Source organism: Diaphorobacter sp. J5-51, assembly GCF_001023515.1.
GTDB lineage: Bacteria > Pseudomonadota > Gammaproteobacteria > Burkholderiales > Burkholderiaceae_C > Diaphorobacter > Diaphorobacter nitroreducens.
This window is the reverse complement of the sequence record NZ_JSYI01000101.1, coordinates 1-26008: the sequence shown is the minus strand read 5'-3', so window position 1 is coordinate 26008 and position 26008 is coordinate 1. Positions and strand designations below refer to the sequence as shown.

At 66.2% G+C, this 26008-nt stretch carries 29 protein-coding genes and 1 pseudogene; 28 read left to right on the top strand and 2 right to left on the bottom strand.

The genetic code is table 11. The features are described from left to right. Positions 1 to 76: 76 nt before the first annotated feature. From OX89_RS13600 to OX89_RS13485, 25 genes and pseudogenes are all read left to right on the top strand, one after another. The gene (locus OX89_RS13600) at positions 77 to 829 is read left to right on the top strand and encodes an OST-HTH/LOTUS domain-containing protein (RefSeq protein WP_047351012.1); all 753 of its coding nucleotides are present in this window, start codon (positions 77 to 79) and stop codon (positions 827 to 829) included. A 188-nt stretch (positions 830 to 1017) separates the two neighbouring features. Then, the gene (locus OX89_RS13595; RefSeq protein WP_047351011.1) at positions 1018 to 1797 is read left to right on the top strand and encodes a PFL_4669 family integrating conjugative element protein; all 780 of its coding nucleotides are present in this window, start codon (positions 1018 to 1020) and stop codon (positions 1795 to 1797) included. Continuing rightward, entirely contained in the window at positions 1794 to 2342 is a 549-nt protein-coding gene (locus OX89_RS13590) for a DUF3158 family protein (protein WP_047351010.1), read from the top strand. Before OX89_RS13595 ends, OX89_RS13590 begins: the two co-directional genes overlap by 4 nt. Next, on the top strand, positions 2339 to 2722 hold the full coding sequence (locus OX89_RS13585; RefSeq protein ID WP_003141056.1) for a single-stranded DNA-binding protein: 384 nt from the start codon (positions 2339 to 2341) through the stop codon (positions 2720 to 2722). The genes OX89_RS13590 and OX89_RS13585 overlap by 4 nt, the downstream gene beginning before the upstream one ends. Positions 2723 to 3003: 281 nt before the next feature. After that, entirely contained in the window at positions 3004 to 5019 is a 2016-nt protein-coding gene (locus OX89_RS13580) for a DNA topoisomerase III (RefSeq protein ID WP_047351009.1), read from the top strand. 782 nt (positions 5020 to 5801) lie between these two features. Beyond that, positions 5802 to 6038, top strand: a complete 237-nt coding sequence (locus tag OX89_RS13575) for a hypothetical protein (RefSeq protein ID WP_010792170.1) — start codon at positions 5802 to 5804, stop codon at positions 6036 to 6038. Between the two features lie 26 nt (positions 6039 to 6064). Further along, positions 6065 to 6457 (top strand): hypothetical protein, encoded by a 393-nt coding sequence (locus tag OX89_RS13570; protein WP_003141051.1) that lies wholly within the window; start codon positions 6065 to 6067, stop codon positions 6455 to 6457. Between the two features lie 249 nt (positions 6458 to 6706). Beyond that, positions 6707 to 7423 (top strand): hypothetical protein, encoded by a 717-nt coding sequence (locus tag OX89_RS13565; protein ID WP_047351008.1) that lies wholly within the window; start codon positions 6707 to 6709, stop codon positions 7421 to 7423. Between the two features lie 291 nt (positions 7424 to 7714). Continuing rightward, entirely contained in the window at positions 7715 to 8512 is a 798-nt protein-coding gene (locus OX89_RS13560) for a hypothetical protein (RefSeq protein WP_047351007.1), read from the top strand. A gap of 66 nt (positions 8513 to 8578) precedes the next feature. Continuing rightward, a complete protein-coding gene (locus tag OX89_RS13555; RefSeq protein ID WP_047351006.1) occupies positions 8579 to 8944 on the top strand; it encodes a DUF3085 domain-containing protein in 366 nt (121 codons plus the stop codon). 344 nt (positions 8945 to 9288) lie between these two features. Continuing rightward, positions 9289 to 9840 (top strand): STY4534 family ICE replication protein, encoded by a 552-nt coding sequence (locus OX89_RS13550; RefSeq protein ID WP_047351005.1) that lies wholly within the window; start codon positions 9289 to 9291, stop codon positions 9838 to 9840. Between the two features lie 54 nt (positions 9841 to 9894). Continuing rightward, on the top strand, positions 9895 to 10506 hold the full coding sequence (locus OX89_RS13545) for a DUF3275 family protein (protein ID WP_047351004.1): 612 nt from the start codon (positions 9895 to 9897) through the stop codon (positions 10504 to 10506). 89 nt (positions 10507 to 10595) lie between these two features. Continuing rightward, positions 10596 to 10961 carry a hypothetical protein gene (locus OX89_RS13540; RefSeq protein ID WP_013982123.1) on the top strand — a complete coding sequence of 122 codons (366 nt, stop codon included), beginning with the start codon at positions 10596 to 10598 and terminating at the stop codon, positions 10959 to 10961. Between the two features lie 84 nt (positions 10962 to 11045). Beyond that, a complete protein-coding gene (locus OX89_RS13535; RefSeq protein ID WP_026353029.1) occupies positions 11046 to 11696 on the top strand; it encodes a hypothetical protein in 651 nt (216 codons plus the stop codon). Positions 11697 to 11761: 65 nt separating this feature from the next. Continuing rightward, entirely contained in the window at positions 11762 to 12871 is a 1110-nt protein-coding gene (locus OX89_RS13530) for a DUF6094 domain-containing protein (RefSeq protein WP_047351003.1), read from the top strand. Positions 12872 to 12972: 101 nt separating this feature from the next. Beyond that, positions 12973 to 13278 (top strand): hypothetical protein, encoded by a 306-nt coding sequence (locus OX89_RS13525; RefSeq protein WP_047351002.1) that lies wholly within the window; start codon positions 12973 to 12975, stop codon positions 13276 to 13278. Positions 13279 to 13388: 110 nt separating this feature from the next. Next, a pseudogene (locus OX89_RS19160) lies at positions 13389 to 14426 on the top strand (DEAD/DEAH box helicase family protein); the annotation flags it as partial. Between the two features lies 1 nt (position 14427). Continuing rightward, positions 14428 to 15653, top strand: a 1226-nt coding sequence (locus tag OX89_RS19155) for a DEAD/DEAH box helicase (RefSeq protein WP_234305567.1), incomplete at its 5' end; no start/stop codon positions are given. A gap of 197 nt (positions 15654 to 15850) precedes the next feature. After that, positions 15851 to 16429 (top strand): PilL N-terminal domain-containing protein, encoded by a 579-nt coding sequence (locus OX89_RS13515; RefSeq protein WP_047351000.1) that lies wholly within the window; start codon positions 15851 to 15853, stop codon positions 16427 to 16429. Continuing rightward, positions 16426 to 17073 (top strand): hypothetical protein, encoded by a 648-nt coding sequence (locus tag OX89_RS13510; protein ID WP_047350999.1) that lies wholly within the window; start codon positions 16426 to 16428, stop codon positions 17071 to 17073. Before OX89_RS13515 ends, OX89_RS13510 begins: the two co-directional genes overlap by 4 nt. 9 nt (positions 17074 to 17082) lie before the next feature. Next, positions 17083 to 17802, top strand: a complete 720-nt coding sequence (locus tag OX89_RS13505) for a TIGR03759 family integrating conjugative element protein (RefSeq protein WP_047350998.1) — start codon at positions 17083 to 17085, stop codon at positions 17800 to 17802. Continuing rightward, on the top strand, positions 17787 to 18407 hold the full coding sequence (locus OX89_RS13500; RefSeq protein ID WP_047350997.1) for a lytic transglycosylase: 621 nt from the start codon (positions 17787 to 17789) through the stop codon (positions 18405 to 18407). Before OX89_RS13505 ends, OX89_RS13500 begins: the two co-directional genes overlap by 16 nt. Further along, on the top strand, positions 18404 to 18937 hold the full coding sequence (locus tag OX89_RS13495) for an integrating conjugative element protein (protein WP_047350996.1): 534 nt from the start codon (positions 18404 to 18406) through the stop codon (positions 18935 to 18937). Before OX89_RS13500 ends, OX89_RS13495 begins: the two co-directional genes overlap by 4 nt. A gap of 8 nt (positions 18938 to 18945) precedes the next feature. Next, positions 18946 to 21102 (top strand): type IV conjugative transfer system coupling protein TraD, encoded by a 2157-nt coding sequence (gene traD / locus OX89_RS13490; protein ID WP_047350995.1) that lies wholly within the window; start codon positions 18946 to 18948, stop codon positions 21100 to 21102. Further along, positions 21099 to 21848, top strand: coding sequence for a TIGR03747 family integrating conjugative element membrane protein (locus OX89_RS13485; RefSeq protein ID WP_041106854.1), 750 nt, complete (start codon positions 21099 to 21101; stop codon positions 21846 to 21848). Before traD ends, OX89_RS13485 begins: the two co-directional genes overlap by 4 nt. Positions 21849 to 21905: 57 nt before the next feature. Here OX89_RS13485 and OX89_RS13480 read toward each other — a convergent pair whose 3' ends face one another. Beyond that, on the bottom strand, positions 21906 to 22775 hold the full coding sequence (locus OX89_RS13480) for an ImmA/IrrE family metallo-endopeptidase (RefSeq protein WP_017462927.1): 870 nt from the start codon (positions 22773 to 22775) through the stop codon (positions 21906 to 21908). A 2-nt stretch (positions 22776 to 22777) separates the two neighbouring features. Beyond that, positions 22778 to 23170 (bottom strand): helix-turn-helix transcriptional regulator, encoded by a 393-nt coding sequence (locus OX89_RS13475; protein ID WP_047350994.1) that lies wholly within the window; start codon positions 23168 to 23170, stop codon positions 22778 to 22780. A 288-nt stretch (positions 23171 to 23458) separates the two neighbouring features. On the opposite strand from OX89_RS13475, the gene OX89_RS13470 reads away from it, so the two are divergent. Genes OX89_RS13470 through OX89_RS13460 form a run of 3 tightly spaced genes read left to right on the top strand, consistent with a single transcriptional unit; the run spans position 23459 to position 25827 of the window. Then, positions 23459 to 23683, top strand: coding sequence for a DUF2188 domain-containing protein (locus OX89_RS13470; protein WP_047350993.1), 225 nt, complete (start codon positions 23459 to 23461; stop codon positions 23681 to 23683). Positions 23684 to 23689: 6 nt separating this feature from the next. After that, positions 23690 to 24691, top strand: coding sequence for a CBASS cGAMP-activated phospholipase (locus OX89_RS13465; protein WP_017462924.1), 1002 nt, complete (start codon positions 23690 to 23692; stop codon positions 24689 to 24691). Beyond that, complete coding sequence (locus OX89_RS13460; protein WP_041106850.1) at positions 24685 to 25827, top strand: cyclic GMP-AMP synthase DncV-like nucleotidyltransferase; 1143 nt, start codon at positions 24685 to 24687, stop codon at positions 25825 to 25827. Before OX89_RS13465 ends, OX89_RS13460 begins: the two co-directional genes overlap by 7 nt. The last annotated feature ends 181 nt before the right edge of the window (positions 25828 to 26008 follow it).

Below are 26008 nucleotides of genomic sequence, written 5' to 3'. Positions count from 1 at the left end.
ACTGCAACCACTACAGCGAGACGTTCAGCGCTTGCTGGGCAGATGCCTGTTGCGCCTTCAACAATACGAGCGCCTCATGAAAGCCATCGTGGCGCACCACGAGATTTCAGGCCCGGCGCATTCGCTGGAGGCCATTCGCGCAGCGCGGATTGAAGATGCCGCAGCCAAGACCCTGGGCACGTTGGTCGGACAACTGTTTGGTTCGTATGTCGTCACCGATGGAAATGGTGGCAAGGAACGCGACGACGATCTTCCCGGCGACGTGATTTCCTTTCGCACGCGCGTGCAACTGAGCCTCTCTGCGCAGGACTACGCCAAGACCCAGGCCGACCTCAAAGACCTGGTATCGCTGCGCAACACCCTGGTGCACCACTTCATCGACCAGCACGATCTATGGACCGTGGACGGGTGCCGCGCTGCACAGGACGAACTCGGTTCCGCCTACACGCGCATCGATCAGCACTTCGAGCAGCTGCGCGGCTGGGCCGAGCACATGGATCAGGCGCGGCGCCTGGCAGCGGAGTTCGTCCAGTCGGATGTGTTCCACGACCTGGTGGTCAATGGCATCGCGCCGGACGGCACGGTGGACTGGCCGGCCGCCGGCATCGTTCGCGCGCTGCGCGAGGCCGCCGCGCAGTTGGCCGTCGAGGGCTGGACACCCATCGTCGCCGCTGGCCGCTGGATCGCGGACCGGCATCCCGAGCAGCTTCCAGCCAAGTACGGCTGCAGCAGTTGGCGGCAGGTGGTGCACGAGTGCCGCCTGTTCGAGCTTCGCTACCGTGAGGTGGAGGGGCAACGGGCCGCCTGGTACAGACCTCGCGAGGCATAGACCCGCAGCGCGGTCTCACCTCCGCGCGAGCCGCGAACGACCCCGCCGACCTATCCCCAGGGGATAGCCGGCACACACAGCCTTCCGTGCGGAACAAACCGGGCGCGCATGGGCTGCGGTTTGTTGACTGACAGCCTTCCGGCCGATGCCGATGCTGGCGACTCGTTTCCTATTCGCGAGTCGTCAACATGGCCAATGAACCACTGCAACTGAACCTCGGGTCTCTGCGCAGCGCGATGTCGCTGACGCTGCACACCCACCACGCTTCGCGCATCTGGCATGGGCGCGCCCAAGCCGAAGGCAAGGCCGGCATCGTCGGCTTGAACGGCTTCATCTCCATCATGAACAAGATGAAGCGCGGCGCCGAACAGGACGATCCCTACTCGGACTGGTGGATGTTGCGCATCGAGGACAAGCTCGGCGACACCAAGACACGACTTCAGGCGCTGCGCGAACAGGTGGACCAGGCCTTGGCCGGTGCTCCTCCCGCGCTCAGCCTGGGCGAGAACTTGAATGTGCAGCCGGTGAAGCTGCCGCTGTTCGTGAATGCCCAGCTCGGCTTTGCCGCCGTCTACCTGCTGGCCGACTACGACGACCTGGCACGCAAACTCATCCTGGCGCACCACACGGCGCTGATCGACCGCAGCACCTTGGAGCGCTGGCTCAATGATGGCGCGCACGCGCTGCGCAGCCTGTTCTCGCTGGCCCAGCTGTACCGCTACTCGGGCACCACGCGCGACGACTTCGCGGCGAAGAACGCGGCGGCGCGAGCGGCGCTGGAGAAGTTCGGCGAGTTGCCGCAGGACGTGCTGGAAGGCACGCGCCGCTCGCGCTTCGCGCCACCGATCGCGCGGCGGACGACCAAGCCCGGCACGCCGCCTGCAGCGCCCGCCATCGAGCCCGATGCGCAGGCTCCCACGGGTGGCGCAGCCGATGGTGCCGCGGGCGATGAGGGTGCTGGCGCATGACAGCATCGCCCCCTATCAGCCACTCCACGCGCTTCGTGGCGCTGGAACAGGCGGACTTCCAGCGGCTGGAACACGCAGGCTACCTAAAAGGCCTTTTACAGCCTTTTAAGGGTAAGGGGAGTCTGGAGACCTGGGCCAGCCAGTGCGCAGCGCTGCGCGACGACGTGATTGGCCTGGCGCAGCGGCGCGTGCTGCCCCAGGCGCGCGCCTACCCCTTCAGTCTGCTCGACGTGCAACTGGCCCAGCAGGCCACTGGCGCAGGGACGACCTTCCTGCGCTGGCGCAACCTCGACCGTTCCTCGATGGGCGTGGCGTTGTGGGAGGCCCTGCTGGCCAACCCCGCGACGCCGGCCTCGCTGATCGACGAACTGTACGCGATCGAACTGCAGCGCATCGTGCTGAACATGCAGATCAGCCTGACCCACAGCATCGCTCGCCAAGCCCAGGAATGCGCCAACAAGGCCGCGCAGGCCGAAGCGGCTTACCTGCGGCGCGTCCACGGGCATACCGCGTCCGTTCCACCCACCACCAAGGAGTCACCATGAGCACGCACTTCGTCGGCGAGGGCAACATCGGTTCTGCGCCGGACTACCGCGAATTTCCGAACGGCAACGACGAGCCGCGCCGGCTGCTTCGCTTGAACGTCTACTTCGACAACCCGATCCCGAAGAAGGACGGCGAGTACGAAGATCGCGGCGGCTTCTGGGCGCCCGTGGAGCTGTGGCACCGCGACGCCGAGCACTGGAAGACGCTGTACCAGAAAGGCATGCGGGTGCTGGTCGAGGGCCGCACCGTGCGCGACGAATGGGAGGACGCCGACGAGAACGAGCGCGTGACGTTCAAGGTCGAGGCGCGGCGCGTGGGCATCCTGCCGTACCGCATCGAGTCCGTGGCGCTCAGCACCAAGCCGGCCGGCGGACAGTAATTCGCCCATCGCCGTTCCCCCGAGGGCGGCTGTAGCAACCGTCATACGCCCGCGATGCACCAGCGAGCTATCCCCAGGGGATAGCTCCAAGGTCGTCCACGGAGTTCCAGCCGCCCTCCCGAAACGACGCTCTTGCTGTGCCAGCACCTGCGGCTGCGCCAACGGACCGCCTGCCGATCACAAAGCGGTGTCTGCATCAATCGGCTTCCTTGCTGCCGGCATCTCCCGGTCCCGCCAAGCTGACGCCCATCCGATGACCCGCACATTTCCAAGGAGGCTTCATGCGCGTGTTCCTGTGCGAGAAGCCGTCCCAGGGCAAGGACATCGCCCGTGTGCTGGGTGTCGGTCAACGCGGCAACGGCTGCTACAGCGGCGCCGGTGTCGTCGTGACCTGGTGCATCGGTCATCTGGTGGAGGCGGTTCCGCCCGAAGGTTACGGCGAGCACTACAAGCGCTGGGCCATCGAGCAACTGCCCATTCTTCCTGAGCGTTGGCGTGTCGAGCCCAAGGCGGCGACCGCAGCGCAATTCAAGGTCGTGCAGCAGCTCGTCGCCAAGGCGGGCGAGCTGGTGATTGCGACCGACGCCGACCGCGAGGGCGAGATGATCGCCCGCGAAATCATCGAGCTATGCGGCTACCGCGGGCCGATTCAGCGCCTGTGGCTGTCGGCGCTCAACGATGCGTCGATCCGCAAGGCACTGGGCGCGCTCAAGCCGTCCGCCGAGACGCTGCCGCTGTATTTCTCCGCACTCGCCCGATCGCGCGCCGACTGGCTGATCGGGATGAACCTGAGCCGCTTGTTCACGCTTCTAGGTCGGCAGGCCGGCTACACCGGCGTGCTGTCGGTGGGGCGTGTGCAGACGCCGACGCTGAAGCTGGTCGTCGATCGTGATCGCGAGATCGCGCGCTTCGTCTGCGTACCGTTCTGGGCCATCGAGGTTGCGCTTTCGCATGCAGGCCAGTCCTTCGTCGCAAGCTGGACGCCGCCGCAAGGCAGCACCGACGATGCGGGCCGCTGCCTGCAACAGCCGGTGGCGCAGCAGGCCGCCGAGCGCCTGCGCACGGCCGGCTCCGCCCAGGTGCTGTCGGTAGAAACCGAGCGCGTTCGCGAAGGGCCGCCGCTGCCGTTCGACCTGGGCACGCTGCAGGAGGTGTGCTCCAAGCAGTTGAGCCTCGACGTGCAGGAGACGCTGGACATTGCCCAGGCGCTGTACGAGACGCACAAGGCGACAACGTATCCGCGCTCGGATTCGGGCTACCTACCCGAGAGCATGCTGGCCGAAGTGCCGACGGTGCTGGACAGCCTGGTCAAGACCGACCCCAGCCTGCGGCCGCTGATCGAGCGCCTGGATCGCCAACAGCGTTCGCGCGCCTGGAACGACGGCAAGGTGACGGCTCACCACGGCATCATCCCGACGCTGGAGCCCGCCAACCTGTCGGCCATGAACGAGAAGGAACTGGCCGTCTACCGGCTGATCCGCGCCCATTACCTCGCGCAGTTCCTCCCGCACCATGAGTTCGACCGGACGGTGGCGCAGTTCTCGTGCGGCAGTCAGTCGCTGGCGGCCGTGGGCAAGCAGATCGCCGTCACCGGCTGGCGTGAGGTGCTGGCGACGCCGGGGCCGGACGATGCCGATGGCGAGGATGCGCAGCGCAGCCAGGTGCTGCCGGCGCTGCATGCGGGCCTGTCCTACCCGGTCGGGAAGGTGGATCTCAAGGCGCTGAAGACGCTGCCGCCCAAGCCCTACACGCAGGGCGAGCTGATCAAGGCCATGAAGACCGTCGCCAAGTTCGTGACCGACCCGCGGCTGAAACAGAAGCTGCGAGATACCACCGGTATCGGCACCGAGGCGACACGCGCCAACATCATCAACGGTCTGATCGGTCGCGGCTACCTGGTCAAGAAAGGCCGTGCCGTCCGCGCTTCCGACGCAGCATTCACGCTCATCGACGCGGTGCCCTCGGCCATCGCCGACCCTGGCACCACGGCGGTGTGGGAGCAGGCGCTCGACATGATCGAGGCCGGCCAGATGACGCTGGACACCTTCATCGTCAAGCAATCCGCCTGGGTGGCCCAGCTCGTGCAGCAGCATCGGGGCGCGACGCTTTCCATCGCGCTGCCGCCGTCGCCGCCCTGCCCGCAGTGCGGCACGCCGATGCGCCAGCGTACCGGCAAGAGCGGCGCGTTCTGGTCATGCAGCCGTTATCCAGACTGCAAGGGCACGCTGCCGGTCGAATCCTCGGCAAGCAAGCGCGGTGCGCCACGCAAGCGGCGCACAGTACCCAAGGCGTCCTGACGCCTACGCATCCCTCTGCCACGCCGGCCGCTTTCCTGGCGGCGGGGCAAACGTCCCGCGTGTGGCGGGACTCCCCAGCGCGCGTCTCCTTCTGCAACGGTGTGCGCGCCCCGTCTGCCCGCCATCGGGCGACGGGGCGAGAAGGTCATTGCTCCACGAATCGCGCCCGCCGCCATTCCCTTGATCGGTTGCCTTGCCTCGGTCATGAGGGGCTTCCTGACGCCTTGCCGCCGCGCGAGCCGTGAGGAGGCCCCTTGGGCCGAGGGTATTCCGTGCCGGTGCCCGCCGGCGAAACATCGGGCTCCCTTTGTGTGTGGATGCACGCCAGAGGTTTCCGGCCCCAGCCACGAAACGGGCCGGGTGCAATTGCTGATGCAGCGAACGGCTTTGACGACGGCCTGCGCTGACGCAGCCCACAGGTGGTTTTCCTTCCTCTCCAGCCGAAGGCCCGCGTGGCCTTCGGCGCCCTGGTCTTTGCCTTGTCCCGCGACGCGGGCCATTGCCCTAAAGCGGACCGTCCGCGATTCGGATTTCCCTGCGACGGCAGCCTTGCCTCGCGCCCATCCTCACGCCATGCGTTGCTGACAGTCGTCAGCGGCATGCCCTGGCAGTCTCGGTCTTCAAGACTGCAACGCGGTTCGCCGCGTTGACCGATCCAGTCCGCTTCGCATCGGCCACCGCGGACGCTCGCCGGCTTGGCGACGATGCGCTTTTTTCAACCACCCGAGGGGAACCCCATCCCCTGCGGGATGCGTGCTCCCCGACCCACCAAGGAGCAAGGCATGTCTGAACCTTCCGCATCTTCCTCTGCAACCGCAGTACGCAGTGGTGCGCTGGCGCTGGCCTGGACCGGCAAGCGTCTGCCGCTACAGGTGCTGCGCAGCGCGGCCGGCCACTACATCGGCACGCAAGACGACGAAGGCCCGGTATCGCGGGAGTCCGTCGAGTATTTCCCGACCCACCTCGCAGCACAGCGCGCCCTGGATACCCATGCCTGGACGCAGCGCGCTCACCCCTGATTCCCACCCTTCAAGGAGTCGCTCTCATGAATCTGTCTTTGCCCGAAGACGTGCTCGATCAGATGGCGCTGGAACAGGCGCACTTCGACGCTGCACCGCAGGCCTTCTTCGAGGCCTGGAAGCGCGGCGCGCAGATCGCCGGCCACGAGTGGTTCGGCGACGGCACACGCGAAGGTCTGCAGCGTGCCACCACCAAGTGGGACCTGCGGCCCAACATGCTGATGCTCAACGACGCCTTGGGCGTGCTGAGCAGCGGTCAACGCATGTTCCTGTCCGCGATGGTGAGCTTCTACAACTCCCGCGAGGGCGGCGCGATGCTCAAGCGTTGCGGCTTCGAGGGGCTGTCCGACTTCGGCGGCCTCGATCTGGAACGGCGCCAGGTCATCGCCGACCTCACGCTGCACTACAACGGCTGGTGAGCCGCGCCTGGCAACCCACCGTCTTTTCATCCCACCCCACGAGGGACATGCGTCCCCGTTCGGGGCCATGTCCCTCCTTCCTTTCGCAGGAGCGGCCATGTCCCGAATCACATCTTCCACTGACCTACACCGCCCGCCACCAGGGCGGCCCGACGCCGCGGCCGGCTGACCGGCTGCCACTTCATCCACCCGCTGGGGTTCAATCCCCGGCAGGGGATTGCCTCGGCCATCCTCTGCTGGAGGAATCCCATGTCCCATTCCAACAATCCCTTCGTCCGCGGCTACGATGGCCTGTCCGTGCAACGGCTGCTGGCGATTTTCTACGACGACGACTGCCCGCTGAGCTACCTCCCGCTGCACGTCTCGCAGTCGCACCTGCCGGACAGCCAGGTCGAGCGCCATGCCTGCGTCTTCTGCGACGACTTCGCGCTGATCACCGAGCGCCAGAACGTGCCGCCCGAGCTGGACGCGCAGTGCCCCAGCCACGGTATCGCCCGAAACCTCGTCTACGCCGTGATGGCCGAAGAAGCCGGCCAGCCGCTGCACGTCGGCGATACCTACTCCGAGGAAGCCGCGCGCGAGGTGGTGCGGCGCCTGCGCTTCGAGACCGGGTTCTACAGCCGTGCCTGGGAAATCAGCTCGGCGCACATCACCGAGGAGGCCGGCCGCTATCTGGCCAACCTGGCCGACATCGCCACGCCGAGCGGTTTTCTGTTCGTCGCCTTCCGCATCCCGTACAGCCCCGCGATCGGCGTGAAGTTGATCGCCACCCCCTGGACGGATGCGAACCTGCAGCATGTCGAGGGCATCACCGCCGAAGAGCTGCGGCAGGAGCACCGGGCCAAGGGCGTGCCGGAGTCCCTCGTGGAAGTGTTGCACCTGGCTGCGCTCGCCGACGTTCGCATGTTGGTGTTCGATGCCGACGCGCCCGTGCTGGACGGGCTGACGCTCTACGACGACGAGTAACCCGCAACCCATTCGAGCCCCCACGTCGGGGCTCTTCTTTTTCGCGGAACGCGGTGCCGGCGCATTGCCGATTCCCAACGGACGGTCGCCGCCATGTGCCGCACGCTGGCCGCATGTTCGCTGGCGTTGCCGGCAGCATGCCCAGGCAGTCGAGACCTTCGAGACTGCGGCGCGGTTCGCCGTGCTGGTCGTTTCTTTCGCCGGACGCATACCGCGTCCATCCAACTCACCCTCAAGGGACATACCTCCCTTGCGGGCGGGAGTCCCTTGGTTGCCACAAGGAGTCTCCCCATGGATACCCAAGCCATCCGCGCACAGATGCCGACGCTCGTCGTCGGTCATGTGCCTTCCAACGTCCGTTCGTTCAAGTTCAACATCTTCGACGGCCAGCCCAAGGTTTCGACGCTGGGCTTTCACATCGACCCGAAGCCTTTCGAGGGCAAGGTCATCGCCACTACCGACGAGGCCATCGTTGTCAAGACGGGACGGGCCGAGTTCGCGGTGCTCGATCGCACGCTCGTGACCGAGGTGCCCGACGAAGGCGCCAAGGTGCAGGTCGAACCCTATGTCAGACGCCGCTTCGACGGTCAGCGGGCGGACACGCCCGAGGAGCAGACCGAGTTCACCGCCGACGGCCAGCCCTACACGGTGAAGCGGTTCGTGCTCGGGTCCGCACCGGCGAAGCTGCCGATCCCCGAGCCGCGCTGCCCCGAGCTGCAGGAACTGATCGACCAACTGGAGCAGTTGCCCGCTCCCGACGGCTTCCGGCGCATCACCCACATGCTGGTGGATGCCGGTGCGCGGGACATCACCTGGGTCGATCCGCTGCCCGCCGACATCATCCGCACGCCGCCGGCCATCGGCTTCACCGTCGCCACGATGAAGTTCCAGGGTTGCGTCACCGTGCTGTATGAGCGTGGCCTCGACCTCTACGCGGTGGAGCTGCACCGCGACGGCGAGCTGATCGAACGGGTCGATGAGGTGTTCTTCGACACCCTCGGCGAGACGCTGGAACGGCTGATCGACGACGGGAGCTGGAGACGCATCCGCGTGCAGTGCCTGTCGGGTCGCAAGGCTGTCCGGCACTGAACCTCCCAGCAGCTTCCCGCCCTCGCGGCGGGAAGCCTCTCTTCCTGCCCCCTGGAGATCAAACCCATGACTGTTCGATTCAAAGGCACGGAGCTGCGGCCCGTGCTCGCCGAAGCGGTGGCGAATCAATGCCGCGTCATCCTGGTCAAGGATCAGGGCGTGTACTTCCTGGCCGAGCGCGGCGAGCGCCGGCCCGATGGTCGGCAGAAGACCATCGCCTATGCCGCCGGCTGCAACCCGGATGTCGATGCCTTCGACGACTGGTGGGAGCTGGCGCGTGCCGAGTTCGGCGGCGACGACTTCGGCGAGTTCTTCGATCCGCAGGAGGGCGTGTTTGCGCGCATCCTGCGCAGCGAGGACGACCTCGACGTGTCCGCCACCGTGACACACCTGTCGCTGCAGGCGGCTCCTTCCACACCCAGCGGTAACTGACCGCCCATCCCTGGCCCCCGCTTCGGGGGCCTCTTTCTTCCCGGCAATGCGGACAGCCGCGAGTGCCGATTGCCGCTCGCATGCGCGTCGTCCCGGCGCCACGCTTCCGGCCATGTTCCGCTGACGTCCGTCAGCGACATGCCCAGGCAGCCACGATCTTCAAGGCTGCGACGCGGTTCCGACCGTGTTGATCACCCCAGTTCGCACCGGCATCCATGCGCGAACGGCCATCGGTTCTCGATGGCGATGCCACCAAGCTGTTCCATCAACCCACGCGGGGGTTCCACACCTTCCCCGCCTTGGGTCGGGTGTGTCTCCGCCTCATTGTTCTCAGGAGATTCACCATGACCACTTCCACCGAAAAGTCCTACTTCGATCTGCACATCACCGGCCTCGGGTATCTCAATCGCATCCGCGAAGTGAAGCCCAAGAAAGGCGATGCGTTCCTGGCCTGCGACATCGCAGCCCTGAACGGTCCCAGCGATGACGTCTCGTATGTGCGTTTCGACACGCGCGTATCGGGATCGGAAGCGCAGCACCTGGTGCGCCGCTGCATTCAGGCGGTCGACGCCGAGAAGAAGGTGATGATCGGCTTCCGCCTGGGCGACCTGTGGACCGACACCTTCACCTACTCCAAGGGGAAGCGTGCCGGCGAGCAGGGTGTGAGCCTCAAGGCCCGCCTGCTGTTCGTCAGTTGGATCAAGGTCGACGGCAAGCTCGTCTACAAGGCCGAACCCAAGCCGACCGAGACCGACGAGCGCGACCCGGAAGTCCCTGTGACGTCCGACGCGCCCGCCGCGCAGCAAGCCTCGGCACCGGAGCCTTCCAAGCCCGACGCCGATGCTGCCGACGACGCTGCCGATGCCCCCGCATTGGCCGTTGCCGAGTCGTTCTGATCCGCAAGGCCCCACCCCGGGGCCTTGTCTTCTCTTCGTCAGCAGGAGACCTTCATGATCACCATCCCCGGCCAACTGGCCATCAAGACCATCCACGGCCGGAACGGCGACTTCAACGTCGGCCGCCTGGCGACCTCGATCGGCGAGTTCGTAGTGAAGAACGCCGAACTCGACCAGTACCGCGAGGGCAAGTACGACGGTGATTTCGTCATCGTCGAGATTCGCCCCTCCACGTACAACGCCAACGGCCGCATGGTCATCGAGATCCGCGCCCATCTGGGCGGGATGACGCTGTCCAACATCGACGCCCTGAGCCGCGACGAAGCCCGCCGGCTGAGTCCGCAGGAAGTCGATCCGATCGACGAGGAAGCGCAGGCGCCCGCGCCGGCGTCGCCCCCGGCCAAGCCGAAGGCGAAGTCGCGCAGTCCGCGTGATCCCCTGGTCGATACCACGCCGTTCGGCAGCGAACCGGCTCCCGTGTCCGCTGCGGCCTCGGCCGAGGCAGACGACGCGGCGCTGTTCGGTGCCTTGTGGCCCCTGGGCGAGACCGTGAAGCTCGATGCGACCGTGGATCGTCGTGTGCTGCGTCAGCAGCGCGACCGTCTCGACAAGCTCGGCTACGAGTTCGCTCCGTTGTCCCAGGACTGGCACCTCAAAGCCGCCTGATTCATCCGCCGCCTTGCGCGGCATTCCGCCACCCGCCGGGGTTCTCCCCCGACGGGGAGGGCTCCGGCCATTTCTTCAAGGAGACCCTCATGGGCTGGACCTTCGTTCGTCAGACGCGCGATCAGTTGATCCGCGAGCTGCTCGCTCCGCAGGCGTCCGAACGCGCTTGCTGCGAAGTCATCGACCACACGCTGGACGGCGACGTTCTGTGGACCGTGGTTCGCGTCACCGCCAGGCAGGCGGGCGTCATGGGCCTCGCGGCCGGTGAGTCCGTCTGCTACATCGGCTGCCATCTGCTGGAAAGTTCGGGCGGCGATTGGGGCTACAAGTCCCTCGATGAGTCCGTGCATCCGTACTACTACTCGTGCCCGCTGCGCTATCTCGACATGGCGCCGGTGCAAAGCTCCGAGTGGCGCGAGCGGGTTCACCGCTTCCACGCGGGACGCGCTGTCTAGCGGCACGCATCTTCCTTCACCCAACCGGGGCGAGCACGGCCCCGCGGGCTGTGGTTGCTCCTTCTTTTCCAAGAGGACATCACCATGCCTGCACCTTCTTCCGCGAAACCGCTGTACCGCATCGACGAATGCCCCGACCTCATGGCCGACGCTTGCGTCGGTGACGAGCAGGGCAATCTCGTCTTTCTCTCGATCTGGGCGCGCGACACCGCCGTTCAGGAGTTCCTCGCCCGCCTGACCCTCGGCCGGGATGAACAGGGGCTGGACCAGTTCCACGTCATCACCGAGCAGGGCGCATCCATCCCGGTCTTCGTCGGCAACGTCGAGAACCTGGAAAAGCGCATCACCCGTGCCTATCGGCGAACGCTGTTCGGTTCGCTGACGAATGTGTGGCTGTTCGATCGTCGCTGCGTGAAGCCAGACAAGGCCAACGCCAGCGCGCTGGCGCTTCTGCCCAGGGATTCCGCTCACCGGCTCGACCGGCTGTGGACGCTGGTGCAGGACACCTGCCCGCTGCCACTGCTCGACCACTGGCGCGACACCGTGCTGGCGCTGTTGCAGACACGGCGGATGCTGACCGGTCTTCCCTTGGCCCTCGGGCCGCTGGAAGGCCATCGGCTGGCCCTCGATGTCCCGGCGCTGACGAAGGCATTGGGCGAGCTGATCCGCAACGGCACCCTCGGCGCCACGCAGTACGAACTGGCCGCGAACGCACCGCTTCGGCGTGTGGCGTGAGCCATCCCCACGGGCATGCGCGCCGTGCGTGCCCGCCTTCCCTCATCCATCACCAGGAGAAATCCATGGCACTCATGTTTCCGCGCCTGGCGCGCAATTTCATCCGTAACGGCTACTTCCCCACCGACGAGCCGACGCTGGAGCGGGCCTTGTCCGCACTGGCGCCGTCTCCCGGCGCCATGTCCATCCTCGATCCCTGCGCCGGCGAAGGCGTGGCGATCGCCGAAGCCGCCCACGCCCTCGGGCGCGAGCAGGTCCAGGCCTTCGCCGTCGAGTACGACGCCGAGCGTGCCCGCCACGCACGGCAACTGGTCGATCGCTGCATCCACGGCGACCTGATGGACACACTGATCTCGCGCCAGTCCTTCGGGCTGCTGTGGCTGAACCCGCCGTATGGCGACCTGAGCAAGGACGTGAACGGCAACATCGGCTATCAGGGCCAAGGCCGTGCACGGCTGGAAAAGCTGTTCTATCAGCGGGCGCTGCCGCTGCTGCAGTACGGCGGCGTGCTGATCTTCATCGTGCCGTCCTACGTGCTCGACGCCGAACTGGTCGGATGGCTGACGCGCCACTTCGCCGACCTGCGCATCTACCGTGCGGTGGAAACGCAGTTCAAGCAGGTGGTGATCTTCGGACGCAAGATTCGTCAACGCGACCAGGCGTCGGAGTCGGTCAAAGCCGTGCGCGGTCTGCTGCTGCAGATAGGACAAGGTGACGCCGAAGCCGAGGAACTGCCGCTCGAATGGCCGTTCCTGCCGTACACCGTCCCTGCCAGCCCGGCCGAGCCGGAGCACTTCTATCGCGTGACGATGGAACCCGAGCAGTTCGCCGACGAGGTCGGTCGGCTGCAGGGGCTCTGGCCGGCGCTGGACACGCACCTGGGGGCCGCGCAGCAGTCGCTGCGCCCACCGGCGCGGGCCTTGTCCCACTGGCATCTCGCCCTGGCCCTGGCCGCGGGCGCGATTTCCGGCGTGGTGAGGTCCAGGACCGGGCGCGTGCTCGTCGTCAAAGGTGATACCCACAAGGAGAAGACGCTCCAGACGGAATACACCGAACGCGACGACGGCTCCGTGGCCGAGACGCGCATCCTCACCGACAAGTTCGTGCCGGTCATCCGCGCCTGGGACATGACGCCTGGCTCCCCGACACGGGGCGAGGTGTTGACCATCCGCTGATCGCCGTTCCCTGACGGTTCGCCGTCCCTTTCATCCACCCACCGGGGTCATGTCGCCCCGATGGGGTGCCGTGGCCCCTTCTTCCAGAAGGAGAAACCACCATGGCACTCGCAGTCCTCAACCTCGCGTCACAAGCACGCTTTTCGCCCGGGCAGGTGGTCATGACCGCCGGCGTCGACGAGCTGGTCCGACAGGGCCGGCTCAACCCCACGCCGTACCTGCGCCGCCATCTTCATGGCGACTGGGGCGACCTCGACGAAGGTGATCGACGTCTGAACGACGTCGCGTTGCAGTCCGGCGAGGATCGTCTGTTCTCATCCTATTTGGTCGACCCCGGCCTGAAGCTCTGGATCATCACCGAATGGGATCGCAGCGTCACCACGCTGCTGCTGCCCAGCGAGTACTGATCCGCATCCAGCGGCACCTACACGTTTCTTTGCCGCGTCTTTCTTCCCACCCACGGGCATGTCACCGCCCCGTGGGGGAGGTGCATGCCCCATTGCTTTGGAGCATCACCATGTCCCTCGATCTCGAAACCGTTCCTGAAACCGCTGTGCAGGGCGACCTGCTCGAAGCGGCCGCTTCACCCCTCACGCTCAGCCTGCAGGACTTCGTGTCCGAGTTCGGCGACGAGCTGCTCGACTCGCTCAACCGCGCCAATCCTCCGGTCTACACCGGCCAGGTGCGGGTGTATCGGCAACTGATCCTCGCCGCGCTCAAGCGCAAGCTGTTCCCGGCGCAAGCCGATGTGGTCCACGCCGTCACCGAGCTGTTGGTCGATCGCGGCGAACGCGCCGCGATCGTCAATGGCGAGATGGGCTGCGGCAAGACGACGGTGGGTATTGCCACCGCCGCCGTGCTCAACGCCGAAGGCTACCGCCGTACCCTAGTTCTGTCTCCGCCGCATCTGGTCTACAAGTGGCGGCGCGAGATCCAGGAGACGGTGGCCGGCGCCAAGGTCTGGGTGCTCAATGGCCCGGACACGCTGGTCAAGCTGCTGAAACTGCGCGAGCAGTTGGGCGTGCCGGCGCAGGGCCAGGAGTTCTTCGTCCTGGGCCGCGTGCGGATGCGGATGGGGTTCCACTGGAAACCTGACTTCGTTCGGCGGCGCACGCCTCACGGCGACGTGGTGGCCTGCCCGGATTGCGGGCATGTCATCACCGACCTCGACGGCGAGCCGATCAACCCGGTCGAGCTGGAAGCCGAGGAGTCCCGCCGCAAGTGCAGCCACTGCCGTGCACCGCTGTGGTCGTTGATTCGTCCCAGAGGCCTGTCCGCCAGCGACCAGTCCTCGACCGTGCTCAAGGCACTGAAGCGTATTCCAACAATTGGCGAAGTCACCGCGCAGAAGCTGATGCAAAAGTTCGGTGACGCCTTCCTCGCGTCGATGCTCGGGGACAACATCCACGAGTTCATCAACCTGATGGATGGCAACGGCGAGCTGGTCTTCTCGGACCGGCAAGCCCACCGGATGGAACGCGCGATGGCCAACATGGAGTTCGGCTTCGGCGAGGGCGGCTACCAGCCGTCCGAGTTCATCAAGAGGCAGCTTCCCNTCGACCTGCTCATCGCCGACGAGGCGCACGAGTACAAGAACGGCGGCTCCGCACAGGGCCAGGCCATGGGGGTGTTGGCGGCCAAGGCGCGCAAGACGCTGCTGCTCACCGGCACACTGATGGGCGGCTACGGCGACGACCTGTTCCACCTGCTGTTCCGAGCCCTGCCGGGGCGGATGATCGAAGACGGCTACCGGCCGACGAAGAGCGGCAGCATGACCTCGGCCGCGATGGCGTTCATGCGCGATCACGGCGTGCTCAAGGACATCTACTCCGAGAGCACCGGCACGGCGCACAAGACGGCCAAGGGCACCAAGGTATCGGTGCGCACGGTCAAGGCGCCGGGCTTCGGGCCGAAGGGCGTGCTGCGTTGCGTCCTGCCGTTCACGGTCTTCCTCAAGTTGAAGGATATCGGTGGCAACGTGCTGCCGCCCTACGACGAGGAGTTCCGCGAAGTCGCGATGGACACGGCGCAAGCCGCGGCCTACCGCGATCTGGCGGGTCGGCTGACCCAGGAGCTGAAGCAGGCCCTGGCGAAGCGCGACACGACGCTGCTCGGAGTGGTCCTCAACGTGCTGCTGGCTTGGCCGGACTGCTGCTTCCGGTCGGAAACAGTGGTGCATCCACGCACGCGCAACACCTTGGCGTTCGTGCCGGCTCAGTTCAACGAGCTGGAAGTGATGCCCAAGGAACGCGAGCTGATCGAGATCTGCAAGCAGGAGAAGGCAGAAGGTCGCAAGACCCTGGTCTATTCGGTCTACACCGGCACGCGCGACACCACGTCGCGTTTGAAGGTGCTGCTGGAGCAGGAAGGCTTCAAGGTGGCGGTACTGCGCGCGAGCGTGGATGCCTCCCGCCGCGAGGACTGGATCGCCGAGCAGTTGGACCGTGGCATCGACGTGCTCATAACCAATCCCGAGCTGGTGAAAACCGGCCTGGACTTGCTGGAGTTCCCGACCATCGTGTTCCTCCAGTCCGGCTACAACGTGTATTCGTTGCAGCAGGCCGCCCGGCGCTCCTGGCGCATCGGCCAGAAGCAGCCGGTGCGCGTGATCTACCTCGGCTACGCCAACTCCTCGCAGATGACCTGCCTGGGGTTGATGGCCCGGAAGATCATGGTGTCGCAGAGCACGTCGGGCGACGTGCCCGAGTCCGGACTCGATGTCCTGAACCAGGACGGCGACTCGGTGGAGGTGGCACTGGCACGGCAGCTTGTCACGGTCTGATCCATGTGCTCATGCCGGCGGCCCCTCGGGGTCGCCGGCTTCTTTCCACGGCCCTTCGGGGCCGTTTTTCTTGGGCGTATGACAGTCCATGGCGCCGCCCGCCATGTATTCGGGCGGGCGTCAGTGCGTTTTGTTTGCTGCCCGCAGGCCAAGCGGCGGCGATGGTGAGCGCTCCGTGTTCCAGGGAAGCGCCCTCCATGCAACCATCCATCCGCGCTGTTCACCGCCTGGCCCTCGCCGCTGGCTTGCTGGCCGGCAGTCTGTTGGCCGCCGGGTGCGCCACGACCGCCGCGCCGTCTGCGCCGTCTGCGCCAGCGGTTCCGGCCGCATCGCCAACCGCCGTCGCGCCGGAGCCGGGTTTCGTTCCGGTGGCCCGCTACGGCCGCTACACCCTGGTCGAGCTGGTGCCGGAACCTGCGCAGCGTGATCTCTTGCAGCAGGCGGTGGAGGTCTCGATTCCGCCCATGCTCGATGCCAGCGTGGGCGACGCCATGCGCCATGTGCTCCTGCGCTCCGGCTACCGGCTCTGCGATGCGGCCGAAGCCGCCACCCTCTACGCGCTGCCGCTGCCTGCCGCGCACCTGCGCCTGGGCCCGCTGATGCTGCGCGATGCCTTGCTGACCCTTGCCGGCCCCGCCTGGGAGCTGTCGGTCGATGACTTGACCCGCCAGGTCTGCTTCAGCCGACACGGTGCTCCCGCCTTCCTTTCCGCCAACCCGCCCGGCACCGCCACGCCCGTGCCGGAGGCCGACCGGCGCGAGGAGATGCAGCCATGACCTTTCCCCAAGCGCCATCCGAGCGCGATTCCCGCACGCGCTGGCTCAAGATCGCCGCGGCCTTCTGGCTGCTGCTCATCAGTGCCGTGGCACTCATCAACAACGTCGGCCTGTCGCGGCTCGCCGAACAGACCCAGAGCAGCGCACAGGATGCGCAGGTCAAGGCGCTGGGCCTGCGCGTGGCCGATCTCGAACAACAGGCCGATGCGGACAAGCGCCGGCCGGCGCCGATCAGCCAGGCCGAATTCGCCAACGCGCGGCAGGCGCTGAACGAACGGATGACGCGCCTCGAAGAGGCGGAGGAGGCGAGGGCCTCGGCCATCGACCTGCAGACGCTGCAGGCGCGCGTGAACGGAATCGAAACCCGCCTGGAGAAGACCCGGCAGGTGGCATCCGCCGCTCGCCCGCGCACTCCGGTTGCGACGAAGCCCAAGGTGCCGGAGCCGCCGTTCCGGGTGCTCGGCGTGGAGCTGCGGGGAGGCGAGCGCTTTCTGTCGATCACCTCCACCGCCGCGGCCTCGCTCGCGGGCACCCGGCTGCTGCGCGAGGGCGATGCCGAGGGCGGCTGGCAACTGCAGTCCATCGAGGCGCAGGCGGGCGTGTTCCGGGTGAACGGCCAGACGCAGCGCGTTGCGGTACCGTAGGAGGTCGCCATGAACCTGTGGCCGTTGCTCGCTGCCATCGTCCTGTTCGCCGCTTTCGGCGCATCCGCCCAGCCAGCCCCGGTGACGAACTCGCGCATGGTGCCCGCCCAGGTGCAGCCGGACGCCGATGCCGCGCTCGACGAGAGGCAGGCGCGGGAGTGGGGGCTTCAGCCCGAGGAGTGGGCACGTTACCGGCAACTGATGCAGGGGCCGCTCGGGGTCTATTCGCCCCAGCTCGATCCGCTCACGGCGCTCGGCATCGAGGCCCGCAGCGAGGAGGAGCGCAGGCGCTACGCGGAGTTGCAGGTGCAGGCCGAGGCCCGGCGCGTCGGCAAGACGCTGGCCTACCAGCGGGCCTACGACGCGGCGTGGCAGCGCCTGTTTCCCGGCCAGCCGCGCGTGAGCCTTCCCGGTGCCAAGGCGCAGGGTGCCGGCAACACCGGCTCCGGGCGCCTGGCCGTCTTCGTCAAGGCCGACTGCGCACCGTGCGCGCAGCGCGTGCAGCAGTTGCAGGCGGCCGGCACGGCCTTCGACCTCTACATGGTCGGCAGCCGTCAGGACGACGCGCGCATCCGGCAGTGGGCCACCCAGGCGGGCATCGACCCGGCCAGGGTGCGCGCCCGCACCATCACGCTCAACCACGATGCGGGGCGCTGGCTGTCGCTCGGCCTGCCCGGCGATCTGCCGGCCGTGGTGCGCGAGGTGAACGGCCAATGGCAGCGGCAATAGGTACTCCGGGCCGGGAGCGTCGGCCATCCCGCGTCACCATCCGCTGCGCCAGCGCCGCGCTGCTGCTCGCCACCGGCGGCTGGACGTTGGCCGCCCTCGCGCGGGAAGTGCCGCCGCCGGCCTATCAACTGGCGGCGCATCGTGCAGACGTGCCGGCGGCGGTGCTGTACGCGGTGGCCTTGCAGGAGAGCGGCGCCATGCTGCGCGGGCGCCTGATCCCCTGGCCGTGGACGCTCAACGTCGCCGGCTCGCCACAGCGCTATGCCACCCGCGCGGAGGCCTGCGCGGGGCTACGCCGGGCACTCGCCAGCACGCCGGCCAATCGCATCGACGCCGGCCTCGGCCAAGTCAATCTCGGCTACCACACGCATCGCTACACGCAGCCCTGCGAGCTGCTGGACCCGTACCGCAACCTCGCCATCGCTGCGGAAATCCTGCGCGAACAGCACACGCCGGGCGAGGAGTGGCTGCTTGCCATCGGCCGCTACCACCGGCCCGCCGGCGGGGCGCCCGCGGCACGCTACCGGCGCAGTGTGCATCGGCACCTGACCCGCGTGCTCGACCCCGGCGTTCCCGTTCCAACCCTTCAGGCCACCACGCCATGAACCACATCGTTTTCATCGCCGCCATCGGGCTGCTGTCCACGACCACCGTCTTCGCCCAGACCGCCTCCGCGCCCCTGATCGTCGTCGAAGACCGCGGCGGCGACTCCGCGCTGCCCTACTACCGGCCGCTGAATCCCCAGCCGGATCAGGTCGCACCGCCGGCCCCGATGCCGGCCCCTCGCGTGGGCAACGCGGCCGACGCCGAAGCCGCCATGCTGCCGGTGCGCTCGACGCAACTGTCGCCGGGCGAGGTGCAGCGCCGCGTCATCCGGGCGCCGGGCCTGACCGCGCTGTTCCTGATCGGCGACGACGAGCGTTCGCGCGCCTGGCTGCGGCAGCGGCAGGCCGCGCTGCGCGAGCTGGGGGCCGTGGGCCTGGTGGTCAACGTGGAGTCGATGGCCGCGCTGACGGCGCTGCGCAGGCTGGCTCCCGGCCTGACCCTCTCGCCGGCTTCCGGCGACGACCTGGCCCAGCGCCTGGGCCTGCGCCACTACCCGGTGCTCATCACGTCCACCGGCGTCGAGCAGTAGGTGCGCCAATGGCCCAACCGCATGCGGTCGAGGTGCTGCTGCGGCCAGCGGTGGAGCTTTACACCGTGGCGGTCTGCACCGGCGCCGCGATTCTGTGCCTGGTGGCACCGTGGTCGCTCGCGCTGAACCCGCTGCTCGGCCTGGGCTCGGCGCTGGCCTTCCTGACCTTCGGCGCGATTCGCCTGCGCGATGCCTGGGCGATCCTGCGCTATCGCCGCAACATCCGCCGCCTGCCGCGCTACGTGATGACCAGCCGCGACGTGCCGGTGAGTCAGCAACGCTTGTTCGTCGGCCGCGGCTTTCGCTGGGAGCAGCGGCACACGCACCGGCTGATGCAGACCTACCGGCCGGAGTTCCGCCGCTACGTCGAGCCGACGGCGGTCTACCGGGCCGCCCGGCGGCTGGAGGAGCGGCTTGAGTTCGCGCCGTTTCCCGTCTCGACGCTGGCGCGCGCGCTGGCCTGGGACGGCCCGCTCAACCCGGCACGGCCGCTGCCGCCGGTCGGCGGACTGCCGCGCCTGCATGGCATCGAGCCGCACGAGGCCGACGTCACCCTGCCGCTGGGCGAGCGCGTCGGCCACACCCTGGTGCTGGGCACCACGCGCGTGGGCAAGACGCGGCTGGCCGAGCTGTTCATCACCCAGGACATCCGCCGCAAGGTCCGCGGCGAGCACGAGGTGGTGATCGTCTTCGACCCCAAGGGCGATGCGGACCTGTTGAAGCGCATGTACGTCGAGGCCAAGCGCGCCGGGCGCGAAGGCGAGTTCTACGTGTTCCATCTGGGCTGGCCGGACATCTCGGCGCGCTACAACGCCGTCGGCCGGTTCGGGCGGATCTCCGAGGTGGCCACGCGCATCGCCGGACAGCTCTCGGGGGAAGGCAACAGCGCCGCGTTCCGCGAATTCGCCTGGCGCTTCGTCAACATCATCGCGCGCGCCCTGGTCGAGCTGGGGCAGCGGCCGGACTACCTGCTGATCCAGCGCCACGTCATCAACATCGACGCGCTGTTCATCGAGTACGCCCAGCACTACTTCGCCAAGAACGAGCCGAAGGCCTGGGAGGTCATCGTCCAGCTCGAAGCGAAGCTGAACGAGAAGAACATCCCGCGCAACATGATCGGGCGCGAAAAGCGCGTGGTGGCCCTCGAACAGTACCTGTCCCAGGTGCGCATCTATGACCCGGTGCTCGACGGCCTGCGCAGCGCCGTGCGCTACGACCGGACGTACTTCGACAAGATCGTCGCGTCGCTGCTGCCGCTGCTGGAGAAGCTCACCACCGGCAAGATCGCGCAACTGCTCGCACCGAACTATTCCGACCTGTCCGACCCGCGGCCGATCTTCGACTGGATGCAGGTCATCCGCAAACGTGCGGTCGTCTACGTGGGGCTGGATGCGCTGTCCGACGCCGAAGTCGCGGCGGCGGTGGGCAACTCGATGTTCAGCGATCTGGTCTCGGTCGCCGGCCACATCTACAAGTTCGGCATCGACGACGGGCTGCCCGGCGCCGCGGTGGGCGCCAAGATTCCGATCAACGTCCACGCCGACGAATTCAATGAACTCATGGGCGACGAGTTCATCCCGATGGTCAACAAGGGCGGTGGTGCCGGCGTGCAGGTGACGGCCTACACGCAGACCTTGAGCGACATCGAGGCGCGCATCGGCAACCGTGCCAAGGCCGGCCAGGTGGTCGGCAACTTCAACAACCTGTTCATGCTGCGCGTGCGCGAAACCGCCACCGCCGAACTGCTGACGCGACAACTGCCCAAGGTCGAGGTGTATGCCACGGCACTGATGAGCGGCGCCACCGACAGCTCCGACCCGCACGGCAATACCGCCTTCACGTCCAACACCCAGGACCGCATCAGCAGCAACAGTGTGCCGTTGATCGAGCCGGCGCATGTGGTGGCGCTGCCCAAGGGGCAGTGCTTCGCGCTGACCGAGGGCGGCAACCTCTGGAAAGTCCGCATGCCGCTGCCGGCGCCCGATCCCGACGAAGCCATGCCGAAGGATCTGCAGGAGCTGGCCGGCTACATGCGACAGCACTACGTCGAGGCAGGAGACTGGTGGGAGAACCAAGGCATCCCCGGCCTGCAGGACAAGGCGCTGCCCGACGACCTGCTGGACGACTTCAAGCAGATGGCCGCCGCCGAAGAGGCCGAAGCATGAGCGATCCGGCCGTCGCGGCCCAGCGCCAGCAGCAACGACAGCAGGGGCTGATCGCCGGCCTGGTCACGCTGCCGTTCCGCTTCTTCGGCGTGCTGTGCGGCGCGCTGCTGCTGTGCATCCTGATCGAGTGCGTCGGCATGCACTTCTTCTGGCCCGAGCAGGGCTGGCGCCACGCACAGGGCATGCTGCACTACGAGCTGGACCAGCTCTCCACGCATTTCACGCGCAGCGCGCTGGTTCAGGAGCCGGGGCGCACCGCGCACCGGATGGTCGAGCAGGGCTACGACTGGCTGTTCGTGAAGAGCGGCCTGCTGGACTGGATACGCGACGCCTCGACGCAGGCCAGCGCCGGCAGCCATCGCCCGACCAAGGATTTCCGCTACTACATCGGCTTGGTCTACGTGAACGTGGAGAGCTACCTGATCGCGGCGGCCTACACGACGCTGGTCTTCCTCGTGCGGCTGCTGGTGCTGTGCCTGACCCTGCCGCTGTTCCTGATGGCCGCCTTCGTCGGGCTGGTGGACGGCCTGGTGCGCCGGGACATCCGCCGCTTCGGCGCGGGACGCGAATCGGGGTTCATCTATCACCGCGCCAGGGCCAGCCTGATCCCGCTGGCCGTACTGCCGTGGGTGACTTACCTGGCACTGCCGGTCAGCGTGAACCCGCTGCTGATCCTGCTGCCCAGCGCCGCACTGCTCGGCGTGGCGGTGTGCATTGCGGCGGCGACATTCAAGAAGTACCTGTAAGAACGCGCGAATGGCGTATAGGAGTAACCTCCTTGCGGTCGTGGCCGTGATCGCTTTTCAGCGGCGCCTGCTTCGCCCCGGCCATGGCAGTTCTCCCGTCAGTTCAGCCAAGCCTCCATCGTCTTCGACACGTGCGCCGAAGCGGTTCACCTCAACTTCCGGCAAATCGTCGCTGTCGAACCATAGCAAGGAGATGGTGGTATCGGTGCGCTGGTAATGTCTTGAAAGTTCCCAGAGGTCAAGGCCCTTTTCCCAGTTGTCGAACCAGACGTCCTGTGAAACTTCCCCCGTATCAGTGGAGCTATTCCCTGAAGAGCGGATTCGGTGAGCCACGGAGCCTGCTGGAATGACCGACCTGGGAGGTATCCAGGCCCCAGCTTGCCGCAAGGCCGTTGAGCGTGCGGCATACCGCACCGCACCGCGCTCCATGGTGACGAATGCGCACGGCATGTCACTAAGACTGGCAAACCTTGACGCCGCTGCTGGGAATGATGTGCCGAACAAGTCGGCCATGTGTTGGATGAGATCCAGGGAGGGCTCTTCCTTGGGAACAGCGGAGAGCCATTGCTGATAGGGCATCAGCAGTTCAGCGGCAAACGTGTCGCAGGCGATCTCGTTCGGATGTCGCTTTGCATAGGACCATGACGGCACCTCGTCGTGACTTGATTCCAAGCCGAGCACGATATGAGCTATTTCGTGGCAGACAGTGAAGCGCTGGCGCTCTTCTGTTTCCAGCGAATTCACCGTGATGATGTGCTTCCCGTTCGGCTTGGTAACGGTATAGCCGGACTCCCCATCGCCAAGTTCATCCTTCTTGACCTTGGCGTTAGCCGCGGTCACATACGGGGACAGGTCTTCTCGGATGTTCGAAACATCGACTCTCGCGACAAACGCGCGCGCTCTCTGCCTGACATCCGCCTCGTCCATGTTCAGTCGTCCTCGTCGTCGTCGTCGAAGGCCTTCTTGATTCGGGCGATGAGCGTCGCGGGATCAGGCCTTGCATTTCCCCGATGCCTGACTCCAGCCGCGGCCGAAAAAACATCGATGCTGATCGAGGGATCTTGTAGCACGAATTCAACAAGGCTTGGATCAGCATCTGCGTGGTCAACCAGCCACATCACGAGTGCGGAATCTCTTTCCCCCGGCTTGAGAACCTTCAATAGCTTCTCAACCAAGTCTTGGGATGGGTTTGTCTTCTCGCCTGTTTCGAGACGGTGGACATAAGCATGATCAACTGACGATAGCTGGCCGATCTCACGCAGTGAAAGGGTTCTGCGTTCGCGTAGCGTCTTGAGGGCGACGCCTAGGCCTGTTTGCGGCATGAGTTCTGATCCTTGCGGTTGCGGGAAGAAGGGCCAAGCCCTCTGTTGCCCCTCCACATCCGGTTGATGTTCAAAGGCGCACACCGCACGCCCAGTTGCACCGGCGCACGCGCTCTGATACATTGTTGTCCAGCCAGACAACAGATGTAGGTTTTACGCCTGCTCCAGGTTGGATTGGCTCGGCCTTCCTGTTGTCTGCGTGAGCAACGAATTGTGCTACAGCGGGCGGCCGTTGACAACCTAGCCGAGCGGCTGGGACTTCGATAGTTCCACTGTAGGAGAGTCATCATGGCAGGCAAGAATCAGCATGTTGTTCCTCATCAGGACGGTTGGGCCGTGAAGGGAGCCGGCAATCAGCGGGCGACCTCCGTGCACGACACGCAGCAACAGGCCATTGACGCAGCGAGGGGTATCGCACGCAACCAGCAGTCCGAACTCGTCATCCATCGTCCGGATGGCCGTATCCGTGAAAAGGACAGCCACGGCAACGACTCCTTCCCGCCGAAGGGCTGAAGTGCCATGACGGGCATCCCTACCTACCATGTGCTCGCCCTGTCAGGGGGCGGTTATCGCGGCCTGTACACCGCCACGGTTCTCGCCGAACTCGAAACCGTGCTGGGCCGTCCGATCGCTTCGCACTTTGATCTGATTTGCGGCACATCGGCAGGAGGGATGCTGGCTTTGGGGCTGGCTGCGGAAATTCCGGCCTACGAACTCAAGGCACTGTTTGAAGAACAGGGCAGCCGCATCTTTGGCTGCCGCAGCCTGCCGCGGCGGCTTCTGGGATTCTGGCTGACTGCAAAGCATGACTCAGCGGGATTGAAAGAGGTACTGACCGAGCGCTTCCAAGGGACCACGATAGGCGACCTGAAGCATCGTGTTCTTGTGCCGGCAGTCAACTACTCGACGGGACGCGGGCAGTTCTTCAAGACACCGCACCATCCGTCCTTTGAGCTGGATCACCGCATGAAGGTCGTTGATGTGGCGTTGGCGACAGCCGCCGCGCCCGTCTACTTTCCTCTGGCGCGCAACGACCGCGGTGTTTTCGCGGATGGGGGGCTGGTGGGCAACGCCCCGGGCCTGTTCGGGTTGCACGAAGTCAAGACGTTCCTGGCGCCGAAGCAGGATGCGCTGGTTCGGGTCCTCGCCATCGGCACGATGACCATCGGTGCGACCGTTCGTGGCGGCGCCAGCCTCGACCGCGGATTCGGCAAGTGGCGCGGGGGACTCTTCGATCTCGTGATCTCCGCCCAGGAGTCGTCGGTGGACTACATGCTGCGGCAGGCGTTGGGCAACAACTACTTCCAGATCGACGACAAGGCGACGCCGGATCAAAGCAAGGACGTGAAGGCGCTGGATCGGGTTTCCATTGGCGCCACGAATACGCTCAAGGATCGCGGCAACCACGCGGCGCAGCGTGCGCTCGGCGATCCTCTTTTCCAACCATTTCGAGCGCACCAGGCCGGCGCTCCCATCTTCTATCACGGCCCCAACAAGAATGTTCCGGAGGCCGCATGCTGAACTTGAGCCCACTCTTCTTCACCACCCTTGATGACGAATCCTGCATGCACGACGAGCTGGATCTGACGCCTGGGCAGCGAGCCTGGATCGCCAGCGCACGCACTGACGTCAGGGACTGCCTGCGCACAGGCATCCCCCGCGTGCTTAGGGCAAACGGATACACGGAAGACGTGCCGCAGCCGCGCTTCTTCACGCAAGGGTCGTGGGCATACAAGACGCTGAACGCCCCGGCACAACACCCTCAGCAGGCGGATGTCGATGATGGCTGCTATCTGCCAATGAGTTTCGTCTCGCAGACGAAGCGTCCCAGCACTGCGGCGACGGTGTTCTTTGCCGCTGCGGAAGAAGCATTGAAGCCGCTGGTCGAGGAAAGGCGGTGGAAGCTTGTCACCGACAAGCCGACCTGCATCCGCATCGTCATTGCTGCGTATGCTCACATTGATATTCCTCTGTACGCCATTCCCGACGAGGAATTTGTCACGCTCGCAAAGGCTTCGATGGAGCGATATGGCTACGACTCGCTGACGGAAGCGGTGAACATGGCAGAGCGCGATGCCTGGACCGCGCTGCCGGCTGACAAGGTTCTCCTGGCCCATCGTGAATGCAACTGGATGTCCTCTGACCCGAGGCCCGTGAAGGAATGGTTCCTGGGCGAAGTGGAAGCCAAGGGGGAGCAGTTCCGCCGCGTGGTTCGTTACTTGAAGGCGTTCCGCGATTGGAAGTGGTCCAGCGGAGGACCTGCCTCGATCCTGTTGATGGCCGCCGCGGCCCCGCTCTTTGAGAAACGCGATAGGCGCGACGACCTCGCTTTGCTGGATGTCGTCGCGGCACTGCCGGCCAGGTTGCGGGCGGGTGTGAACAACCCCGTGGATGAGTCTGAGTCGCTCACAGAGCGACTTGGCAAAGCGGGTGTCGAAGAAGCGGCAAAGGCATTCGAAGAGTTTGAGAAGGTGCTGCGCGGAGCCACCGACGCCGGCAGCCCTTCACAGGCCTGCATTTGGATGCAGGGCGAATTCGGCCCGCGCTTTCCGAACGAGCCGGATCGGGTCAAGGTGGTATCCGTTGCCGCCACCATTGCCGCAGCTCCCGCCACCGCCGGCCCGAGCGAACTTGTCGGGCGAACAAAGGCTGGATGAGCAGCGCCGCAGCGGTCGCAGACGTGATCGAGGCCTTCAAGCAGCGAGGCTTCGAGTTTGTCGGCAAGACGGATGACGGCTGGTTTAGGCTGCACGGGCGGTTGACACCGCCCCACGCGGACAAGGGTTGCCCGTGCTGCGCATTCCACTGATGGCGGACAGTGATTCCATTCCCATCGCG

What these genes read in the sequence shown, in the direction of transcription:
- OX89_RS13600 (WP_047351012.1), top strand. Translation starts at nt 77, where the DNA reads ATGAAAGCCATCGTGGCGCACCACGAGATTTCAGGCCCGGCGCATTCG.
- OX89_RS13595 (WP_047351011.1), top strand. Translation starts at nt 1,018, where the DNA reads ATGGCCAATGAACCACTGCAACTGAACCTCGGGTCTCTGCGCAGCGCG.
- OX89_RS13590 (WP_047351010.1), top strand. Translation starts at nt 1,794, where the DNA reads ATGACAGCATCGCCCCCTATCAGCCACTCCACGCGCTTCGTGGCGCTG.
- OX89_RS13585 (WP_003141056.1), top strand. Translation starts at nt 2,339, where the DNA reads ATGAGCACGCACTTCGTCGGCGAGGGCAACATCGGTTCTGCGCCGGAC.
- OX89_RS13580 (WP_047351009.1), top strand. Translation starts at nt 3,004, where the DNA reads ATGCGCGTGTTCCTGTGCGAGAAGCCGTCCCAGGGCAAGGACATCGCC.
- OX89_RS13575 (WP_010792170.1), top strand. Translation starts at nt 5,802, where the DNA reads ATGTCTGAACCTTCCGCATCTTCCTCTGCAACCGCAGTACGCAGTGGT.
- OX89_RS13570 (WP_003141051.1), top strand. Translation starts at nt 6,065, where the DNA reads ATGAATCTGTCTTTGCCCGAAGACGTGCTCGATCAGATGGCGCTGGAA.
- OX89_RS13565 (WP_047351008.1), top strand. Translation starts at nt 6,707, where the DNA reads ATGTCCCATTCCAACAATCCCTTCGTCCGCGGCTACGATGGCCTGTCC.
- OX89_RS13560 (WP_047351007.1), top strand. Translation starts at nt 7,715, where the DNA reads ATGGATACCCAAGCCATCCGCGCACAGATGCCGACGCTCGTCGTCGGT.
- OX89_RS13555 (WP_047351006.1), top strand. Translation starts at nt 8,579, where the DNA reads ATGACTGTTCGATTCAAAGGCACGGAGCTGCGGCCCGTGCTCGCCGAA.
- OX89_RS13550 (WP_047351005.1), top strand. Translation starts at nt 9,289, where the DNA reads ATGACCACTTCCACCGAAAAGTCCTACTTCGATCTGCACATCACCGGC.
- OX89_RS13545 (WP_047351004.1), top strand. Translation starts at nt 9,895, where the DNA reads ATGATCACCATCCCCGGCCAACTGGCCATCAAGACCATCCACGGCCGG.
- OX89_RS13540 (WP_013982123.1), top strand. Translation starts at nt 10,596, where the DNA reads ATGGGCTGGACCTTCGTTCGTCAGACGCGCGATCAGTTGATCCGCGAG.
- OX89_RS13535 (WP_026353029.1), top strand. Translation starts at nt 11,046, where the DNA reads ATGCCTGCACCTTCTTCCGCGAAACCGCTGTACCGCATCGACGAATGC.
- OX89_RS13530 (WP_047351003.1), top strand. Translation starts at nt 11,762, where the DNA reads ATGGCACTCATGTTTCCGCGCCTGGCGCGCAATTTCATCCGTAACGGC.
- OX89_RS13525 (WP_047351002.1), top strand. Translation starts at nt 12,973, where the DNA reads ATGGCACTCGCAGTCCTCAACCTCGCGTCACAAGCACGCTTTTCGCCC.
- OX89_RS13515 (WP_047351000.1), top strand. Translation starts at nt 15,851, where the DNA reads ATGCAACCATCCATCCGCGCTGTTCACCGCCTGGCCCTCGCCGCTGGC.
- OX89_RS13510 (WP_047350999.1), top strand. Translation starts at nt 16,426, where the DNA reads ATGACCTTTCCCCAAGCGCCATCCGAGCGCGATTCCCGCACGCGCTGG.
- OX89_RS13505 (WP_047350998.1), top strand. Translation starts at nt 17,083, where the DNA reads ATGAACCTGTGGCCGTTGCTCGCTGCCATCGTCCTGTTCGCCGCTTTC.
- OX89_RS13500 (WP_047350997.1), top strand. Translation starts at nt 17,787, where the DNA reads ATGGCAGCGGCAATAGGTACTCCGGGCCGGGAGCGTCGGCCATCCCGC.
- OX89_RS13495 (WP_047350996.1), top strand. Translation starts at nt 18,404, where the DNA reads ATGAACCACATCGTTTTCATCGCCGCCATCGGGCTGCTGTCCACGACC.
- traD (WP_047350995.1), top strand. Translation starts at nt 18,946, where the DNA reads ATGGCCCAACCGCATGCGGTCGAGGTGCTGCTGCGGCCAGCGGTGGAG.
- OX89_RS13485 (WP_041106854.1), top strand. Translation starts at nt 21,099, where the DNA reads ATGAGCGATCCGGCCGTCGCGGCCCAGCGCCAGCAGCAACGACAGCAG.
- OX89_RS13480 (WP_017462927.1), bottom strand. Translation starts at nt 22,775, where the DNA reads ATGGACGAGGCGGATGTCAGGCAGAGAGCGCGCGCGTTTGTCGCGAGA.
- OX89_RS13475 (WP_047350994.1), bottom strand. Translation starts at nt 23,170, where the DNA reads ATGCCGCAAACAGGCCTAGGCGTCGCCCTCAAGACGCTACGCGAACGC.
- OX89_RS13470 (WP_047350993.1), top strand. Translation starts at nt 23,459, where the DNA reads ATGGCAGGCAAGAATCAGCATGTTGTTCCTCATCAGGACGGTTGGGCC.
- OX89_RS13465 (WP_017462924.1), top strand. Translation starts at nt 23,690, where the DNA reads ATGACGGGCATCCCTACCTACCATGTGCTCGCCCTGTCAGGGGGCGGT.
- OX89_RS13460 (WP_041106850.1), top strand. Translation starts at nt 24,685, where the DNA reads ATGCTGAACTTGAGCCCACTCTTCTTCACCACCCTTGATGACGAATCC.